The 17,223-nt window shown below is 64.4% G+C and carries 20 protein-coding genes and 1 riboswitch; of the genes, 13 read left to right on the top strand and 7 right to left on the bottom strand.

The genetic code is table 11. The annotated features are described in order from the left end of the window. The first annotated feature begins 28 nt into the window (after window positions 1-28). From IC232_RS10775 to IC232_RS10755, 5 genes are all read left to right on the top strand, one after another. The gene (locus tag IC232_RS10775) at window positions 29-757 is read left to right on the top strand and encodes a F0F1 ATP synthase subunit A (protein ID WP_190844923.1); all 729 of its coding nucleotides are present in this window, start codon (window positions 29-31) and stop codon (window positions 755-757) included. Between the two features lie 56 nt (window positions 758-813). After that, complete coding sequence (locus tag IC232_RS10770) at window positions 814-1,038, top strand: F0F1 ATP synthase subunit C (protein ID WP_036357820.1); 225 nt, start codon at window positions 814-816, stop codon at window positions 1,036-1,038. A 254-nt stretch (window positions 1,039-1,292) separates the two neighbouring features. After that, the gene (locus IC232_RS10765; protein ID WP_190844922.1) at window positions 1,293-1,841 is read left to right on the top strand and encodes a F0F1 ATP synthase subunit B'; all 549 of its coding nucleotides are present in this window, start codon (window positions 1,293-1,295) and stop codon (window positions 1,839-1,841) included. 13 nt (window positions 1,842-1,854) lie between these two features. After that, window positions 1,855-2,340: an ATP F0F1 synthase subunit B gene (locus tag IC232_RS10760; RefSeq protein WP_190844921.1), complete on the top strand. Its 486-nt coding sequence runs from the start codon at window positions 1,855-1,857 to the stop codon at window positions 2,338-2,340. 67 nt (window positions 2,341-2,407) lie between these two features. After that, entirely contained in the window at window positions 2,408-3,058 is a 651-nt protein-coding gene (locus IC232_RS10755) for an HAD family hydrolase (protein WP_190844920.1), read from the top strand. A gap of 172 nt (window positions 3,059-3,230) precedes the next feature. Here IC232_RS10755 and gcvPB read toward each other — a convergent pair whose 3' ends face one another. The 5 genes from gcvPB to gcvT are packed head-to-tail and all read right to left on the bottom strand — an operon-like array spanning window position 3,231 to window position 8,198. Next, window positions 3,231-4,799: an aminomethyl-transferring glycine dehydrogenase subunit GcvPB gene (gcvPB, locus tag IC232_RS10750; RefSeq protein ID WP_190844919.1), complete on the bottom strand. Its 1,569-nt coding sequence runs from the start codon at window positions 4,797-4,799 to the stop codon at window positions 3,231-3,233. Then, on the bottom strand, window positions 4,799-6,139 hold the full coding sequence (gcvPA, locus tag IC232_RS10745; protein ID WP_190844918.1) for an aminomethyl-transferring glycine dehydrogenase subunit GcvPA: 1,341 nt from the start codon (window positions 6,137-6,139) through the stop codon (window positions 4,799-4,801). Before gcvPA ends, gcvPB begins: the two co-directional genes overlap by 1 nt. A gap of 20 nt (window positions 6,140-6,159) precedes the next feature. Further along, window positions 6,160-6,636 (bottom strand): OsmC family protein, encoded by a 477-nt coding sequence (locus IC232_RS10740; protein WP_190844917.1) that lies wholly within the window; start codon window positions 6,634-6,636, stop codon window positions 6,160-6,162. 15 nt (window positions 6,637-6,651) lie between these two features. Further along, on the bottom strand, window positions 6,652-7,026 hold the full coding sequence (gene gcvH, locus IC232_RS10735; RefSeq protein ID WP_036357800.1) for a glycine cleavage system protein GcvH: 375 nt from the start codon (window positions 7,024-7,026) through the stop codon (window positions 6,652-6,654). A gap of 23 nt (window positions 7,027-7,049) precedes the next feature. After that, entirely contained in the window at window positions 7,050-8,198 is a 1,149-nt protein-coding gene (gene gcvT, locus IC232_RS10730; RefSeq protein WP_190844916.1) for a glycine cleavage system aminomethyltransferase GcvT, read from the bottom strand. Between the two features lie 157 nt (window positions 8,199-8,355). Then, window positions 8,356-8,446: riboswitch (glycine riboswitch) on the bottom strand. Window positions 8,447-8,610: 164 nt separating this feature from the next. Here gcvT and IC232_RS10725 point away from each other — a divergent pair. Continuing rightward, complete coding sequence (locus tag IC232_RS10725) at window positions 8,611-9,915, top strand: hemolysin family protein (protein ID WP_190844915.1); 1,305 nt, start codon at window positions 8,611-8,613, stop codon at window positions 9,913-9,915. Between the two features lie 3 nt (window positions 9,916-9,918). Here the strand turns inward: IC232_RS10725 and IC232_RS10720 are convergent, their stop codons facing one another. Next, complete coding sequence (locus IC232_RS10720; protein ID WP_190844914.1) at window positions 9,919-10,485, bottom strand: hypothetical protein; 567 nt, start codon at window positions 10,483-10,485, stop codon at window positions 9,919-9,921. Window positions 10,486-10,512: 27 nt separating this feature from the next. Further along, window positions 10,513-11,025: an invasion associated locus B family protein gene (locus tag IC232_RS10715; protein ID WP_190844913.1), complete on the bottom strand. Its 513-nt coding sequence runs from the start codon at window positions 11,023-11,025 to the stop codon at window positions 10,513-10,515. 314 nt (window positions 11,026-11,339) lie between these two features. Between IC232_RS10715 and coxB the strand changes: the two genes are divergently transcribed. The 7 genes from coxB (at window position 11,340) to IC232_RS10680 (ending at window position 17,216) form a co-directional block, all read left to right on the top strand. After that, window positions 11,340-12,197 (top strand): cytochrome c oxidase subunit II, encoded by an 858-nt coding sequence (gene coxB, locus IC232_RS10710; protein ID WP_190844912.1) that lies wholly within the window; start codon window positions 11,340-11,342, stop codon window positions 12,195-12,197. A 28-nt stretch (window positions 12,198-12,225) separates the two neighbouring features. Further along, window positions 12,226-13,845 carry a cytochrome c oxidase subunit I gene (ctaD, locus tag IC232_RS10705; protein WP_190844911.1) on the top strand — a complete coding sequence of 540 codons (1,620 nt, stop codon included), beginning with the start codon at window positions 12,226-12,228 and terminating at the stop codon, window positions 13,843-13,845. A 129-nt stretch (window positions 13,846-13,974) separates the two neighbouring features. Beyond that, on the top strand, window positions 13,975-14,931 hold the full coding sequence (locus IC232_RS10700; RefSeq protein WP_190844910.1) for a heme o synthase: 957 nt from the start codon (window positions 13,975-13,977) through the stop codon (window positions 14,929-14,931). A gap of 4 nt (window positions 14,932-14,935) precedes the next feature. Beyond that, window positions 14,936-15,097, top strand: a complete 162-nt coding sequence (locus tag IC232_RS10695; RefSeq protein ID WP_190844909.1) for a hypothetical protein — start codon at window positions 14,936-14,938, stop codon at window positions 15,095-15,097. Window positions 15,098-15,106: 9 nt separating this feature from the next. Then, window positions 15,107-15,697: a cytochrome c oxidase assembly protein gene (locus IC232_RS10690; RefSeq protein ID WP_190844908.1), complete on the top strand. Its 591-nt coding sequence runs from the start codon at window positions 15,107-15,109 to the stop codon at window positions 15,695-15,697. A gap of 68 nt (window positions 15,698-15,765) precedes the next feature. Beyond that, a complete protein-coding gene (locus tag IC232_RS10685; RefSeq protein WP_190844907.1) occupies window positions 15,766-16,623 on the top strand; it encodes a cytochrome c oxidase subunit 3 in 858 nt (285 codons plus the stop codon). Window positions 16,624-16,844: 221 nt separating this feature from the next. Further along, the gene (locus IC232_RS10680; RefSeq protein ID WP_190844906.1) at window positions 16,845-17,216 is read left to right on the top strand and encodes a DUF983 domain-containing protein; all 372 of its coding nucleotides are present in this window, start codon (window positions 16,845-16,847) and stop codon (window positions 17,214-17,216) included. Window positions 17,217-17,223 lie beyond the last annotated feature (7 nt).

Genomic DNA, 17,223 nt, shown 5'->3' with positions numbered 1-17,223 from the left:
GGCAACAGCGAACTTTTGAGAGCGGATCATGGCGAGCCCGATCGAACAATTCCAGATCAAGCCCATTATTCCGGTCATCAACTTCACCAATTCGTCCGCCTTCATGATCGGCGCCGCCGCGGTGATCGTGGGTGGTCTTCTTTACGCCACGCGCAAGCGCGCTGTCGTTCCGGGCCGCGCCCAGTCGGTCGCCGAGGTGCTGCACGACTTCGTGGCGAACACGCTGGTCGATGCCACCGGCAAGGAGGGGATGAAGTTCTTCCCCCTCGTGTTCTCGCTTTTCATGTTCGTGCTGACGGCAAACCTGCTCGGCATGATCCCCGGCTTCTTCACGGTCACCAGCCACATCATCGTCACCTTCGCGCTCGCGATGCTGGTGATCGGCACCGTGGTGGTCTACGGCTTCGTCAAGCACGGCACCCATTTCCTCGGCCTCTTCGTGCCGTCGGGTGTGCCGGGCTGGCTCCTGCCCTTCATCGTGGTGATCGAGCTCATCTCCTTCCTGTCCCGCCCGATCTCGCTGTCCCTGCGTCTCTTCGCGAACATGCTCGCGGGACACATCGCGCTGAAGGTCTTCGCAGGCTTCGTGGTCAGCCTCCTGGCGGCCGGCGGCGCTCTGACGATCCTCGCTCCGCTGCCGCTCCTCATGGCGGTTGCTCTCATGGCGCTCGAGTTCCTCGTCGCCGCCCTGCAGGCCTACGTCTTCACGGTGTTGACCTGCATCTACCTGAACGACGCGCTGCACCCGGGGCACTAGGTCTGCGCTGAGTTAATCTTCCTTCCCGATCACAGTATATCCCCAAGGAGATCACAATGGATCCGATCGCTTTCAAGTTCCTCGGCGCGGGCCTCGCCTGCATTGGCATGGGCCTCGCCGCCATGGGCGTCGGCAACATCTTCGGTAACTTCCTCTCGGGCGCCCTGCGCAACCCGTCGGCAGCCGACAGCCAGTTCGCGCGCGCTTTCATCGGCGCGGCGCTCGCAGAAGGTCTCGGCATCTTCTGCCTCGTCGTCGCTCTCGTTCTGCTCTTCACCTAATCTCAAGATGGTGATCGGGAGGCTGAGGCGCGGTCTACGCGCTTCGCCTCAACAGGGGTGACGGCGGGCTCAACCGCCGTCATTCATGTTTCCGGCGCATCGTGCGGACCCAGCGGGCCATGCCAGTGAAAAGTGGTTCCGGTTTTCCGCGTCCGACAATGCGCCAATTTAAGAATTAAGCATCGGCTGAGTCCCAGAAGTGCATCGCACTTTTGGGGCCGATGCTAGGAACGTTTATCCTTAGGATCTGCTCCATGGCTCAGGCACAGACGACCAACGCCACAACAGAGGCCCACGGCGGCGCTCACGCAGACGTCGGGTTCCCGCCTTTCGAGACGGAAACCTATGGTGGTCAGCTCCTGTGGCTCGCCATCACCTTCGTGGTGCTCTACACCCTGCTCTCACGGCTGGTCCTGCCGCGCCTGAGCGGAATCATCGAGAACCGCCGCACGATGATCGCAGGAGATCTCGACGACGCCGCCGCCATGAAAACCCGCGCGGAAGAAGCAGGCGCGGCCTACGAGAAGTCGCTGGCCGAAGCCAAGGGCCGCGCTCAGACCCTGGCCCAGGAGACCCGCGCCAAGCTCTCCGCCGAGAGCGACGCCAAGCGCAAGGCCCTCGAGGCCGACCTCAACCAGCGTCTGGCCGATGCCGAAGCCACCATCTCGGGCAAAAAGGCAGAGGCCATGAGCCACGTGGACGCCATCGCGCGCGACACGGCTTCCGCCATCATTGAGCGCCTCACCGGCAAGGCTCCGGCCCCGCAGAAGGTCGAAGCCGCTCTCAACCAGATCAAGGCCTGATCGGGAGATCCGCATGTTAGAGAACACCAATTTCTGGGTTGCGGTCGCCTTCGTCATCTTCTGGGGCATCCTGTTCTACAAGGGTGTTCCCGGCAACGTGATGAACCAGCTCGACTCCCGCGGCAAGCGCATTGCCGATGAGCTGGCCGAGGCCAAGCGCCTGCGCCAGGATGCCGAACGGCTCCTCAAGGAGTACGAGACGAAGCGCGCCGCCGCCGAGCGCGAGGCCGCCGACATCGTCTCCAATGCCCGCGCCGAGGCCGAGCGCCTTGCCGCCGAGGCGCAGGAGAAGATGGCCGACTTCGTAAAGCGCCGCACGGCCACCGCCGAGGCGAAGATCGCCCAGGCCGAGGCCCAGGCCTCCGCCGAGGTGCGCGCCGCTGCTGTCGACGCCGCCATCAAGGCCTCCGAGCGCGTCCTGCGCGACGAGATCACCGGCGCCGCCGCCGCTTCCCTCGTCACGTCCAGCCTCAACGACGTGCGCACGAAGCTGCAGTAAGGCTTCATTCACAACAACAATCTCAAAGGCCGCCCTTCGAGGCGGCCTTTTTGCTGGAGGGCGCACCATGCTGCTGATCTTCGACTGCGACGGGGTTCTGGTGGATTCCGAGGCCCTCGCCTGCGAGATCGACGCCCAGATCCTTACCCGTATCGGGCTGCCGTATTCGGCGGACGACATCGCGCGAAAGTTCGTCGGTGTAAGCTTCAAGGATATGGTGGCACGCCTCGAGGCGGAGCATGACTGCACGCTTCCTGTCGATCTGGGCGCGCAGCTGGACAGCGCACTTTTCGCGAAGTTCGAGACGGACCTGAAGCCGATCGAGGGTGTCCGCAAGGCGATCCTCTCGCTCCCCTACCCGCGCTGCGTGGCCTCCTCGTCCACGCCAGAACGAATCGCCCTGTCGCTGCGCATCACGGGGCTGTCGGACCTGTTCGACCATGTCTTCAGCGCCACGCAGGTCGCGCGCGGCAAACCGGCGCCGGACCTGTTCCTCCATGCCGCAAAGAACATGAACGCCGATCCACAAGATTGCATCGTGATCGAGGACTCAGCGGCGGGAGTTCAGGGGGCGCTTGCCGCCGGCATGCGCGTGATCGGCTTTGTTGGCGGAGCGCATTGCGGGCCGGAGCACGCGGAGAAGCTGCGGCAGGCTGGTGCATCCGTGGTGATCGAAAGAATGACGGACTTAACGAGAACCGTTCAGGCGCTCGCGTGACAACTACGTCATCCCGGACGGCGCCAGCCGATCCGGGATCGTCGGCAGGATAAGTCACTATTCCCGTCTCTCGATCCCGGATCTCCGCTGCGCTCTGTCTGGGATGACGAAGCCAATCAGGACGAAAAGAAAATGCCCGGCACTTGGCCGGGCATTTGCAGTTTGAGGAACCTTACTCCGCCGCTTCCGCCACCGGCGCCGACGGTGTCCACTTGAGCACCGGGCTTCTTGCCGCGCGGGTCTCGTCGAGGCGGCGGCGGGGGGCGTGGTAGGGGGCGCCGGTGAAGCGCTCCTTGTCGCCGTTCTTCGCCGCCATCGCGAGGTCGCGCAGCATCGCGACGAAGAGGTCAAGCGACGCCTTCGATTCGGATTCCGTCGGCTCGATGAGCATGGCCCCATGCACTACTAGGGGGAAGTACATGGTCATCGGGTGGTAGCCCTCGTCGATCATGGCCTTGGCCACGTCCAGCGTGGTCACGCCCGTGTCCTTGAGCCATGCATCGTCGAACAGCACCTCGTGCATGCAGGGCTTGTTGCCGAAGGGCAGCGACATCAGGTCGGCGAGGCCGGCGCGGATGTAGTTGGCGTTGAGCACCGCATCCTCGGAAGCCTGCTTCATGCCGTCCGAACCATGCGAGAGCATGTAGGACAGGGCGCGCACATACATGCCCATCTGACCGTGGAAGGCGGTCATGCGGCCAAAAGGCTTCTCGGCCGCATCAGCTTCCTGCTCGACGAGTTCGAAGCCGTCCTTGCCTGCCCGCACGAACGGCACCGGGGCAAACGGCGCGAGACGCTCGGACAGCACCACCGGGCCGGAACCCGGACCGCCGCCGCCGTGGGGCGTCGAGAAGGTCTTGTGCAGGTTGATGTGCATGGCATCGACGCCGAGATCGCCCGGCTTCGCCTTGCCGACGATGGCGTTGAAGTTGGCGCCGTCGCAGTAGAAGTAAGCGCCCGCATCATGGATCGCCTTGGCGATCTCCGCCACCTGAGGTTCGAAGAGACCGCAGGTGTTGGGGTTCGTGAGCATGATCGCCGCCACGTCGGGGCCGAGGCGCTCCTTCACGTCCTCCACATGCACCCAGCCGTCCTCGCGGGCCGGCACCGGCTTCACCTTGAAACCGATGAGGGCCGCGGTCGCCGGGTTCGTGCCGTGCGCGGAATCCGGCACAAGCACCACGTTGCGGGTCGCGCCTTCGCCCTTGGCCTCGATGGCGGCCTTGATCGCCATCATGCCGCAGAGCTCGCCATGGGCACCGGCCTTCGGCGAGAGCGCCACGGCGGTCATGTTGGTGAGCGTCACGAGATAGCGGCCGAGCTCGTTCATCAGCTCCAGCGCGCCCTGCACGGTGGAGACCGGCTGCAGCGGATGCACGTCGGAGAAGCCCGGCAGACGCGCCATGCGTTCGTTCAGGCGGGCATTGTGCTTCATGGTGCACGAGCCGAGCGGGAAGAGGCCGGTATCGATGCCGTAGTTCTGCTGCGAGAGGCGCACGTAGTGGCGCATGGTCTCGGGCTCGGAGAGGCCCGGCAGGCCGATGGCCTCCTTGCGTTCCAACCCGCCGAGGCGCGGCTTGAAATCCTCCGGCTCGTCGAGATCGACGCCGGTGGTGTCATAGCGGCCGATCTCGAAGAGCAGCGGCTCGATCTGCGCCAGCGCCTTGTTGCCGGTGAAGGTCGGATGCTCGGTGGTGCCGGCCTGGCCGGCGGAAGAGGGTCGTCCCTGGCGGTTCAACATCACAGAACCTCCTTCAAGGCGGCACAGAAGGCCGCGCGATCATCATCGGTGTTCACTTCGGTCGAAGCGACGAGCAACAGGTTGTCGAGGCCGGCACCCGGCAGGAGGCGCGACACGGGCACGCCCGCGAGCACGCCTTTCTCGACGAGACGTTCCACCACTTCAGCCGCGGGTTTTGCGAGCCTCAACGTGAACTCGTTGAAGAACGCCTTGTTAAGCACTTCGACGCCCTTCACGGAAGCCAATTGGTCAGCCAGCTTCACGGCGTTCGCATGGTTGATGCGGGCGAGGCGCGAGAGGCCTGCTTCGCCGAGCAGCGTCATGTGAATGGTGAAGGCAAGCGAGCAGAGGCCCGAATTGGTGCAGATGTTCGAGGTCGCCTTGTCGCGGCGGATATGCTGCTCGCGAGTGGACAGCGTGAGCACGAATCCGCGGTTGCCGTCCGCATCCACGGTCTCGCCGCAGAGGCGGCCGGGCATCTGGCGCAGGAACTTCGACTGGGTGGCGAAGAGGCCCACATAGGGGCCGCCAAAGTTCAGCGCGTTGCCGATCGACTGCCCCTCGCCCACCACGATATCGGCGCCCATGCTGCCTGGGGATTGCAGCAAGCCGAGCGAGACGACCTCCGTGAACACGGCAATCAGCAGCACGCCATGCTGATGCGCCTTGTCGGCGATGGGCTTCAGGTCGCGCACGTTGCCGAACACATCCGGCGACTGCACGACGACGCAGGACACGCTGTCGTCGATCTGCGAGAGAATGTCCTCGGTGCCGGCCACGTCCGGCGCCATGGTGACGACGTCGTCGCTCGACATCTCGGAGAGCGTCCGCACCACATCGGCATAATGCGGATGCAGGCCGCCCGAGAGCACGGCCTTGCGGCGCTTGGTGACACGGTGCGCCATGAGCACCGCCTCGCCCGTGCCGGTGGAGCCGTCATACATGGAGGCGTTCGCCACCTCCATGCCGGTGAGCGCGGCCACTTGCGTCTGGAACTCGAAGAGATACTGCAGCGTCCCTTGCGCGATCTCCGGCTGATACGGCGTGTAGCTCGTCAGGAACTCGGAGCGCTGGATCAGGTGGTCGACGGTGGCCGGCACATGGTGCTTGTAGGCGCCTGCGCCCACGAAGAACGGCACTGACGAGGCCGGGATGTTTTTAGAGGACATCCGGGAGAGGATGCGCTCCACGTCCAGCTCGCCCTTGCGGCGCGGCAGGTCCACCGGCTCCTTGAGGAGCAGGTTCTTCGGCACGTCGGCGAACAGCTCATCGACGTGGTTGACGCCGATGCGCGCGAGCATCTCGCTGCGGTCGGTGTCGGACAAAGGCAAATAACGCATCGGCGAAAGAACCTTGTTTGTTAATGCGAGGGGATGCCCGCCACCACGATCTCCGTGAGCACGGAGTTGGCGATGAAGCATTCCTTGTGGGCGAGGTGGTGCATGTCGGCGATCTGCTCAGGGTTGGGCTGCTTGTCGCCTGAGAACGCGATCACCGGATCAAGAGTTACTTTGGAGACGAAGAGCTTGCCGTTCTCGTTCTTCGTCATGATGCCAAGCGCCTTGTCCTCATATCCATCGACGACGAAGCGCTTCTTGGCGGCGATCGACAGGAAGGTGAGCATGTGGCAGCTCGAAACAGCCGCCACGAACGCCTCTTCCGGATCGACAGCATCCTCCCGCGAGAGGGGCAACGGCACGACGGAGGGCGACGCGGAGCCGGGAACTGTGACGCCGCCATCGAAGAACCATGTATGGCCGCGTCTGTAGCGGTTGTCGGAGAAGCTCTCGTCTTCTCCCCGCCTCCAGCGGATTGTCGCCCTGTACTCGTGCGTCATGGCCGTGCTCTCTTTTTAAGAGATCGACTTCACGAATTCCCCGTACTGCTCTTCGGTCATGAGGCCGTCGAGCTCGCTCTCGTTCGTGAGACGGATCTTCATGAACCAGCCGCGGCCAGCGGGATCCTCGTTGACGGTGCCGGGGGAAGCCTCGAGCTCGCTGTTGACCTCGACCACCTCGCCGGAGACGGGTGCATAGACTTCGCTTGCCGCCTTCACGCTCTCGACGACGGCCGCCTCATCGCCCTTCGACAGGGTCTTGCCGACGCTGGGCAGTTCCACGAACACCACGTCGCCAAGCTGGCCCTGGGCGTAATCGGAAATGCCCACGATGCCGGCGTCGCCCTCGACGCGGATGTATTCGTGATCCTTGGTGTAGCGCGTGGTCATGATGAATTCCCTCTTGTTTGGTATCAGCGCTTGTAGCGATGGGGAGCGAACGGCATGGCTGCGACCTTGGCCGGCAGCGGCTTGCCGCGAACGATGAGATGCAGGTCGGTTCCGACGGCGGAGACGTCCTTGGCCACATAGCCCATGGCGACCGGGCCGTTGACCGTGGGGCCGAAACCGCCGGAGGTCACGATGCCGACCTCGCGCCCGTCAGGCGTGGTGATGACGCTGCCCTCGCGGGCAGGAGCGCGGCCTTCCGGCTTGATGCCGACGCGAACGCGTGAAGCTCCGTCCTTGATCTCGCGCTGAACGCGCGCGGCACCGGGGAAGCCCCCCTCCTCGCGGCGGCGCTTCTGGATCGACCAGATCAGGCCCGCCTCGATGGGCGACGTGGTGGTGTCGATGTCGTGACCGTAGAGGCAAAGCCCCGCTTCAAGCCGCAGCGAATCGCGTGCGCCGAGGCCGATGGCCTTCACCTCCGGATCGGCAAGGAGGGCGCGCCAGAGCTTCGCCGCATCCTCTCCCTTGCAGGAAATTTCGAAACCATCCTCGCCGGTGTAGCCGGAGCGGGAAACGTGGCACCAGATGCCGTCGATCTGAACGTCGGCGGACATCATGAAGGAGAGCCCGGCAGCTTCAGGTGAAAGCTTTGTCAGAACGGCTTCCGCGGAAGGTCCCTGCAGGGCCATCAGACCGAGGTTGTCCTTGCGGTTCAGGCTCACGCCCGTCGGCAGGCGCGCCTGGATGTGAGCGTAGTCCTGCTCCTTCATCGAGGCGTTCACGACGAGATAGAGCCAGCCCTCATGTCCCGGAGCGCCGACGCGGGTCACCATGAGATCGTCGAGGATGCCGCCGTCATCGGCCAGAAGCTGCGAATAGCGCTGCTGGTTCAGCTTGAGATTCAGCACGTCGGCAGGGATCAAGGCTTCCAGCGCCCTGGCCACGGTCTCGTGGCTCTTGTCCTCAGCGACGAGGAAAGCCTGGCCCATATGCGACACGTCGAACAGGCCCGCATGCTCGCGGGTCCAGTTGTGCTCGGTGAGGATGCCGGTGGGATACTGCACCGGCATGTCGTAGCCGGCGAACGGCACCATGCGGGCGCCAAGCGCCACATGCTCCGCATGGAGCGGGGTTTTCAGGAGCGGCTCGTCGCTATGCGCTGGCTCGGCCATCGGGTTCCCTCAAAGGTGCGCGTTCCATCGAGCCTTGCGGCCCGTTGCTCTGCGCCCCCTCTGTCCCGAGACCTGAGAGATTTCCCAAACGCTTCATGCGAAAGGTTACGCCCGTCGGTGGACGACGCTTTCAAACGTCGTCGCTTTCCAGAGTGCCAGCTCCCGCGCGGTCCTTTGGCCTGAGCGTTTCCGGGGCGGTTGCGCCTTCGGCGCCGGACGCTAAGTCCGGTCTCTTCCGCGGGGATCATCGGCTGGGATTAAGCTCTGAAGAGGAATTGGCCTCCTGTCAACAAAGCAAGGCCGGCCTGTTCACCCTTTAATTGACGCCACGCCCGTGAGGCTCCATCTTAGGGGCCATCTGTCACAGAAGGGGAGAAGCGCGGCCTGATCCGGTCAGCAGCTCCACGCATCGTTGCTCGAACTGATCATCGCTCTCGCTCTCGTCGCCCTTAACGGCGTCTTCGCTCTTTCCGAACTTGCCATCGTGTCAGCCCGCCGGCCTCGCTTGAAGGCCATGGCCGAGCAGGGCCGTTCCGGCGCCAACACGGCCCTCACCCTCATGGAGGATTCGGGCCGCTTCCTCTCCACGGTCCAGATCGGCATCACCCTGGTGGGCATCCTGGCCGGCGCCTTCTCGGGCGCGGCTTTGGGCAGCCGGCTGAGGGACATCTTCCTGGGCCAGGGCATGCCCGAGGGTGCGGCCGAGCCTCTCGGCTACGGCATCGTCATCGGCATCATCACCTACCTGTCCATCGTGGTCGGCGAGCTCGTACCCAAGCAGCTGGCCCTGCGCCACCCGGAGGGCATCGCCTGCGCCATGGCCCCGGTAATGCTGATCGTCTCGAAGGTGGCAGCCCCGGCCGTCTGGCTTCTGAATGCCTCCACCACCCTGATCTTCAGCCTCTTCGGCACCAAGTCCGACGATTCCTCGACCGTGACAGAAGAGGAGATCAAGATGCTCGTCGGCGAGGCCGAAAGCGCGGGCGTCATCGAGGAGGAGGAGCGCCGCATGATCTCGGGCGTGCTGCGCCTCGGCGACCGGACCGTGCGCGGTCTCATGACGCCCCGGACGGACGTGGACTGGATCGATACCGAGGACAGCGAGGAAACGATCCGCCAGCTGCTGATCGAGACCCCTCATTCGCGCCTGCCGGTGAGCGAAGGCACCCCCGACAACGTAATCGGCGTCGTTCAGTCGCGAGAGCTTCTGGCCGCCATGCTGTCCGGCCAGCCCCTCGAGATCCGCAAGCACCTGCAGCAGGCGCCGGTCATTCCCGACACGCTCTATGCGCTCGATGCTCTGGCAATCCTGCGGGACGCCGAAGTCCCCATGGCCCTCGTCCATGATGAATACGGTCATTTCGAAGGGGTCGTGACCCCGGCCGATGCCCTGGAGGCCATCGTCGGCGCCTTCCGGTCCGACGGCGAGGCGCCGGAACCCGACGCCGTCCGGCGCGAGGATGGCTCCTGGCTGCTCGCCGGCTCCATGCCGGTGGACGAGATGGCCGAGATCCTCGGCGTGACCCTGCCCGAGACCCGCAGCTATCACACGGTGGGCGGCCTGGTGATCAGCGAGCTGCAGCACCTGCCGACCACGGGCGAACACGTGGAGACCTTCGGCTGGCGCTTCGAGGTGATCGACCTCGACGAGCGCCGGATCGACAAGGTGCTGGCCGCTCCCCTCAACCAGAGAGCAGGCGCGGCCGTCCTCTATTAAGGTTTAGCCGCGGCGTCCGACCGTCGCACGGGTACCGAGACCGACCTCGATCTCGAAGTTGTTGGCCGACGCAGCCGGAACCACGATGCCTTCCTCGACGATCGAGACGGTCGTCTGGGTCTGGCCGGCCGGGATTGCGGCCGCAACCCGGCGGGAGCGGTTGGCGAAGACGGTCGAGCCGTCCTTGACGACGATCTGGACCGGAACGTCATAGCGGCCGGCCGATCCGCCTGCGCCGAGAAGCGCCCGGGCTTCCAAGCCGACCCTCACGAGGGTGCTGCCGTCCGGCTGGCCGACGCATTCACGGGCAAGGTCGCCCAGGGCGATCTGGCTGCGCACGGAGCCCGCATCGCCGGACCGGATGACCGAGCCGCCATCCATGACATCGACGGTCGGGCAATAGACGTCGCGGGTCTCGGCAGCCTGACGCGGCGTCTGGGTCGTTCCGGCCGTAAGCAGCATGTCGCCGACACCGAACCCGCCCTCGCCCGGCGCTCCGCAGCCGGCCAGGGCCGAGATCCCGAGCACGACGAAGGCCCGTCCGGCCCAGCGGTTCAATCCCTTGTTCATTTCTGTCCCCCACCCTCTCTTCATCGTTTACGGAAGGGCATCGAACCCGGCCGCGAACCCGTTCAGCGACACGGGAATCCCGATCCCCTCCTCGGGCGTCTGGAAGACGATGAAGGTGGCCTGCTGGCCGGTCTTCATCTGGTTGATCAGGTTGTCCTCCATGACGACCTCGGCGACGCAGCCCGATGCCAGGCAGCGCACGAAGCCGGCGCGGCCGATATCCGTCTGGTCGATCTTCAGGCCTAACCCTGAGGGCAGCAGAATACCCAGAGGCGCCACCACGCGCAGGAGGCGGCTTTTGCCATCGGCGGTTTTCAACATGATAATCACGAGGGTGACGTTGGGGCGGTCCTCCGCAACGACGTTCTGCACCAGGGCGCACTGCTCGGCGGTGGCGCCGGCCGGGGTCTCGCACCGCATCTGCCAGTCGCCGAAGGTGTTCCTCACCATCCCCTGAGCGCCCGCGCTGCTGGCGCCGAGCAGGGCTGCCAGCCCCAGGAAAGCTGCCGCGCTATGGCGAACCCATTGCGATGCGCCCATCGGTTTCTCCATTCCTTCAACCCTTACCAAGGGTCGCGGCATGCCGCCGCTCCAACTACAACTTTGGCCCGTTGGGACCATGTCAGGGGGCGCAATGTCAAGCGACAGGGCCGCTTTGGAAGGCTGAAACGCGTTTTGGCGGTTATGACGCACAGTTTGGAACGCTTCTACCGTTGCGCTTCCGCGCGTCCTGTGGTCTTTGACGCAGATCAAAGGTGATGGCGCAAGCCGGGCGCCGTTCTTCGCACGCCCGCGCTGTCCCCGATGCTTTCATGGCCCTGGGCCATCACATCTTTAGGAGCTTTGGAACGCCGATGCGGATCGAGACTGGACGTCGATCGGTGACCGCCCTCTCCACGGCAGCGGTCGCACTTGTGTTGGGCATAAGTGAGGCGTGGGCCGCCGCCGGGCAGCCCTCCCCATGGGAAACCGGCATGCAGGAGATGGTGACCGAGTTGGGACAGAGCGTGTCCAACTTTCACACCTACCTAACCTGGCTCATGGCCGCGATCTGCCTCTTCGTGCTGGCGCTGCTTCTCGTGATCGTTGCGCGCTTCAACGAGAACAAGAACCCGGCCCCCTCGAAGACCACCCACAACACCTTGCTCGAAGTCGCCTGGACCATCGTCCCGGTGCTGATCCTCGTGGCGATCGCCATTCCGTCCTTCCGCCTGCTGCGCGAGCAGCTCGTGCCGCCGCAGGCCGACCTGGTGGTGAAGGCGACCGGCTATTCCTGGTACTGGGGCTACGAGTACCCGGCCGATCAGGGTGGCGGCTTCAAGTTCGATTCGAACATGATCCCCGAAGACGGGAACCGGAAGCCCGACCAGCCGCGCCTGCTCGCCGCCGACAACGCGATGGTCGTGCCGGTGGGCAAGGTCGTGCGGGTCCAGGTGACCTCGGCCGACGTGCTTCATGCCTTTGCCTTGCCGTCCTTCTATATCAAGGTCGATGCCATTCCGGGCCGCCTGAACGAGACCTGGTTCAAGGCTGAGAAGGAAGGCGTGTATTACGGCCAGTGCTCGGAGCTCTGCGGCAACGGACATCCCTACATGCCCATCGAAATCCGCGTCGTGAGCGAGCAACAATATGCCGCTTGGCTGACCGAGGCGAAGCAGCGTTATGCTTCCACGGACAGCCCGGCTCCGACCAAGCTCGCGACCGCTCAGTAATCTGAAAGAAGGACCATAGAGGTCTATCATGGCACATGCAGCTGATGCCGCTCACGCGGATCACCACGATCACCTTCCGAGCTTCTGGCGCCGGTGGTTCTACTCGACGAACCACAAGGACATCGGAACGCTCTATCTCATCTTCGGCTTCACGGCCGGCATCATCGGCGGCCTTCTCTCCATCGGCATGCGCCTGGAGCTGCAGGAGCCGGGCCTCCAGTACTTCTCGAATCCGCAGGCCTACAACGTCTTCGTGACCGGCCACGGCCTCATCATGGTGTTCTTCATGGTGATGCCCACCCTGATCGGCGGCTTCGGCAACTGGTTCATCCCGATCATGATCGGCGCGCCCGACATGGCCTTCCCGCGGATGAACAACATCTCGTTCTGGCTCACCGTCTCGGCCTTCGCCCTGATGCTCTGCTCGCTCTTCGTCGAGGGCGCTCCGGGCTCGCTCGGCTTCGGCGGCGGCTGGACCGTGTATCCCCCGCTCTCCACCGTCGGCCATCCGGGCCCCGCGCTCGACTTCGGCATCTTCGCCCTGCACCTTGCCGGTGCGGCGTCGATCCTGGGCGCAATCAACTTCATCACCACGATCCTCAACATGCGCGCTCCGGGCATGACGCTGCACAAGATGCCGCTGTTTGCCTGGTCCATGCTGGTGACCGCGTTCCTGCTGCTCCTGTCGCTGCCGGTTCTCGCGGGCGCGATCACGATGCTGCTCACCGACCGCAACTTCGGCACCACCTTCTTCGATCCGTCGGGCGGTGGCGATCCGGTGCTCTACCAGCACCTGTTCTGGTTCTTCGGCCACCCCGAAGTGTACATCATGATCCTGCCGGCCTTCGGCATCGTGTCCCACATCATCTCCACCTTCTCCAAGAAGCCGATCTTCGGCTATCTCGGCATGGCCTACGCCATGGTGGCGATCGGCGTGGTCGGCTTCGTCGTGTGGGCGCACCACATGTACACCGTCGGCCTCTCGCTCCAGACACAGGCCTACTTCGTGTTCGCCACCATGGTGATCGCGGTTCCCACCGGCGTGAAGGTGTTCTCCTGGATCGCCACCATGTGGGGCGGCTCCATCCGCTTCACGGCGGCCATGCAGTGGGCCGTGGGCTTCGTGTTCCTGTTCACGGTCGGCGGCGTCACCGGCGTCGTGCTCGCGAACGCGCCCGTCGACCGCTACATGCACGACACCTACTACGTGGTGGCCCACTTCCACTACGTCCTGTCGCTCGGCGCGGTCTTCGTGATCTTCGCGGCCATGTACTACTGGTTCCCGAAGATCACCGGCTACGTGATGCCCGAGTGGATCGGCAAGCTGCACTTCTGGGTCGCCTTCATCGGCTCCAACGTGCTGTTCTTCCCGATGCACTTCCTCGGGCTCTCGGGCATGCCGCGCCGCTACGCGGACTACCCGGACGCCTTCGCGGGCTGGAACCTCGTGTCGTCCATCGGCGGCTACGTGTTCTTCGCCGGCCTCTTCATCTTCATGTTCGGCGTGGTCTATGCCTTCATCCGCAAGGAAAAGGCTGCTGCGAACCCGTGGGGCGAAGGTGCGACGACGCTGGAATGGACCCTGTCCTCCCCGCCTCCGTTCCACCAGTTCGAGACCCTGCCGCGCGTCATCGACACGCACCACTAAGACAGCTGAGCTGGGCGGCCATCGCCGCCCGGCTCCTCCCCAGAGGGCTTGCACGAGTTCAAGCCTTCCGGCGAGGAGCCGACCATTGGAGGCCGTTTCGGCCTCGTCACGGCATTTCGGAATTTTGTGATGAGCACCATGTCGAACTCTCTGGCCGAAACCCACGTCGAGAGCCTTGCCACGGCAGGCCTGTCGCAGGGTGACGTGTCCGACTTCTTCGCCCTCCTGAAGCCGCGGGTGATGTTTCTGGTCGTCTTCACGGCGCTCGTCGGCATGGTCGTCAGCCCGTCCAACGTTCACCCCATCGTGGCTTTCGTGTCGCTCCTCATGATCGCCGTCGGCGGCGGCGCCTCCGGGTGCCTGAACATGTGGTGGGACGCGGATATCGACGCGATCATGACCCGCACGGCCAAGCGCCCGATTCCGGCCGGCAAGATCCAGCCCGGCGAGGCCCTGGCCTTCGGGGTGACGCTTTCCGTCGGCTCGGTCATCATCCTCGGCCTCGTCAGCAACTGGCTGGCCGCAGGCCTCCTTGCCTTCACGATCTTCTTCTACGTGGTCGTGTATTCCATGTGGCTGAAGCGCACGACGCAGCAGAACATCGTCATCGGCGGTGCGGCGGGCGCCCTCCCCCCGATCGTCGCGCAGGCGGCCGTCACGGGTCACGTGGCCCTGGACAGCATCGTGCTGTTCGCCATCATCTTCATGTGGACGCCGCCTCACTTCTGGGCGCTCGCTCTCGTCAAGTCGGGCGACTACCAGCGCGCCGGCATCCCGATGATGCCGAACGTGGCGGGCCCGGACGCGACCCGTTTCCAGATCCTCGCCTACACGATCCTGCTCGCCCCGCTGGGCATGGCTCCGGTCGCCTTGGGCTTCGGCGGGCTGGCCTATGCCATCATCTCGCTCGTCGGCGGCTTCGGCATGCTGGCGCTGGCCCTCCAGGTCTACCGCCTGCGCCAGGGCGAGCCTGCCATGCGGGTGGCCCAGCAGCTCTTCGGCTTCTCGATCCTCTATCTCTTCCTGCTCTTCGCCACCCTTCTCGTGGAGCACGGCTTCGGCTTCTTCCGGCCGGTGTTTGGGTAGCGCCATGGCGGACCAAAAGTCATCACGGAGCCTCACCCCTGAGGAACAGAAGCGCCGCCGCACGCGTTCGCTCGCGCTGGCGCTCACCCTCGGAGTGCTCGTGGTTCTGTTCTACGTGGTCACGATCGCGAAGCTCGGACCGGGCGTTCTGCAGCGTCCCATGTGAGGTTTGGACATGGCTGAGAATCCGCACATCCAACGCAAGATGCACCGCACGGCCTTCGCCTGCGTGGGCCTCGTCGTGGGAATGGTTGGCCTCGCCTACGCGTCCGTGCCCCTCTACGACCTCTTCTGCAAGGTCACCGGCTTCGGCGGCACGCCTGTCGCGGTCGACAGCAACGGCTCCCAGGTGGTGAACCGGACGATCTCGGTGTGGTTCGACTCCAATGTGGCGCCCGGCCTGAACTGGCGCTTCGCGCCGGAAACCCCTGAGGTCAAGGTCAAGCTCGGCGAGACCACGACCGTTCTCTACAAGGTCACCAACAAGGGCGACAAGCCGACGACGGGCATTGCAACCTACAACGTGCAGCCCGACTTGGCCGGCACCTACTTCTCCAAGCTCGAATGCTTCTGCTTCACCGAGCAGACCCTGCAGCCGGGAGAAACCCTGGAATCCGCGGTCGTTTTCTACGTCGATCCCCGCCTGGCGGGGGACCGCGACGTGAAGGACCTCTCATCCATCACCCTCTCCTACACCTACTTCCCCTCCAAGGGGGGCAAGCCGGTGGCGGAGGTGACATCATCCACCACCCCCATCTCTCAATAAGACACGTGACAACTTAAGCGGAAACGTCTTAAAGCGAGTTCACCTTCGAGGCACGGAGACGACACGAAATGGCCGAGGCCCACGCCAAGAATCACGACTACCACATCCTTGAACCGAGCCCGTGGCCGCTCATCGGCGCGGTCAGCGCGTTCCTGCTGACCTCCGGGTTCGTGACCTGGTGGAAGGACATCCACATCGCCGGGATGGACCTCGGTCCCATCGTCTTCGGCGCGGGCGTCATCGGCGTTCTTTACACCATGCTCGCCTGGTGGACCGATGTGGTGAAGGAAGCCAACACCGGCTCGCACACCCGGGTGGTCCAGCTTCACCACCGCTACGGCATGATCATGTTCATCGCCTCCGAGGTGATGTTCTTCGCCGCCTGGTTCTGGGCCTATTTCGACGCCGCTCTCTATGCCGGCGACCCGCAGCTCTACTCGCGCATCGAGTCGCTTGGCGGCGTGTGGCCTCCGAAGGGCATCGAGACCTTCGATCCCTGGCACCTGCCGCTTCTCAACACCCTGATCCTGCTCACCTCCGGCACCACGGTCACCTGGGCGCACCATGCGCTCCTGCACAATGACCGCCAGGGCCTGAAGATGGGCCTGTGGCTTACGGTGATCCTCGGCTTCGTTTTCACCTGCGTGCAGGCCTACGAGTACAGCCACGCGGCCTTCGGCTTCAGCGGCAACATCTACGGCGCCACCTTCTTCATGGCGACGGGCTTCCACGGCGCGCACGTGATCATCGGCACGATCTTCCTGGCCATCTGCCTGCTGCGCGCCTATCGCGGCGACTTCACGCCCCAGCAGCATCTCGGCTTCGAGTTCGCCGCCTGGTACTGGCACTTCGTCGACGTGGTGTGGCTCTTCCTCTTCGCCGCCATCTATGTGTGGGGCTACGGCGGAAGCGGAGCCGGCCACTAAACCGCTTGGCGGATAATCAATCAGCAGGGGCGGCTTCACGGCCGCCCTTCGCATTTTCGGGGTTGCGACACCATCTGTCAGCGCATCGTGCGGAAAAGTGGCCCCGGTTTTCCGTACCGAACGATGCGCTCTTCTAAGAAGGGAACATCGGATGGGTCCCAAAAGTGGAATCCACTTTTGGGTCCGATGCCAGCCCCGCCGGACCAATCTGGAGAAAAGCCGTGGCTCATGATCCGTCTGCCCCCTCGCCCATCACCACCGGCCTCAAGGGGCTCTGCCCCCGCTGCGGCAAGGGGCATGTGTTCAAGGGCTTCCTCACGGTGCAGCCGAAATGCGAGGTCTGCGGCCTCGACCTCGCTTTTACTGACACTGGCGATGGCCCGGCGTTTTTCGTGATGTCGTTTGTCGGAATCGTCGTGGTGGCCCTGGCGCTGTGGACCGAGTTCACCTACGAGCCGCCGATCTGGCTCCACCTCGTCATGTGGACGGCTCTCAGCATCATCTTGAGCCTCCTCCTGGTGCGTCCGCTCAAGGGCGTTCTGATGAACCTGCAATACCACCACAAGGCCGAGGAAGGACGCTTCGAGAAGTGACCGCCTC

The organism is Microvirga sp., from assembly GCF_014699075.1.
GTDB lineage: Bacteria > Pseudomonadota > Alphaproteobacteria > Rhizobiales > Beijerinckiaceae > Microvirga.
Note: the sequence above shows the minus strand (reverse complement) of the source record. Positions and strands in the feature narration are given on the sequence as shown.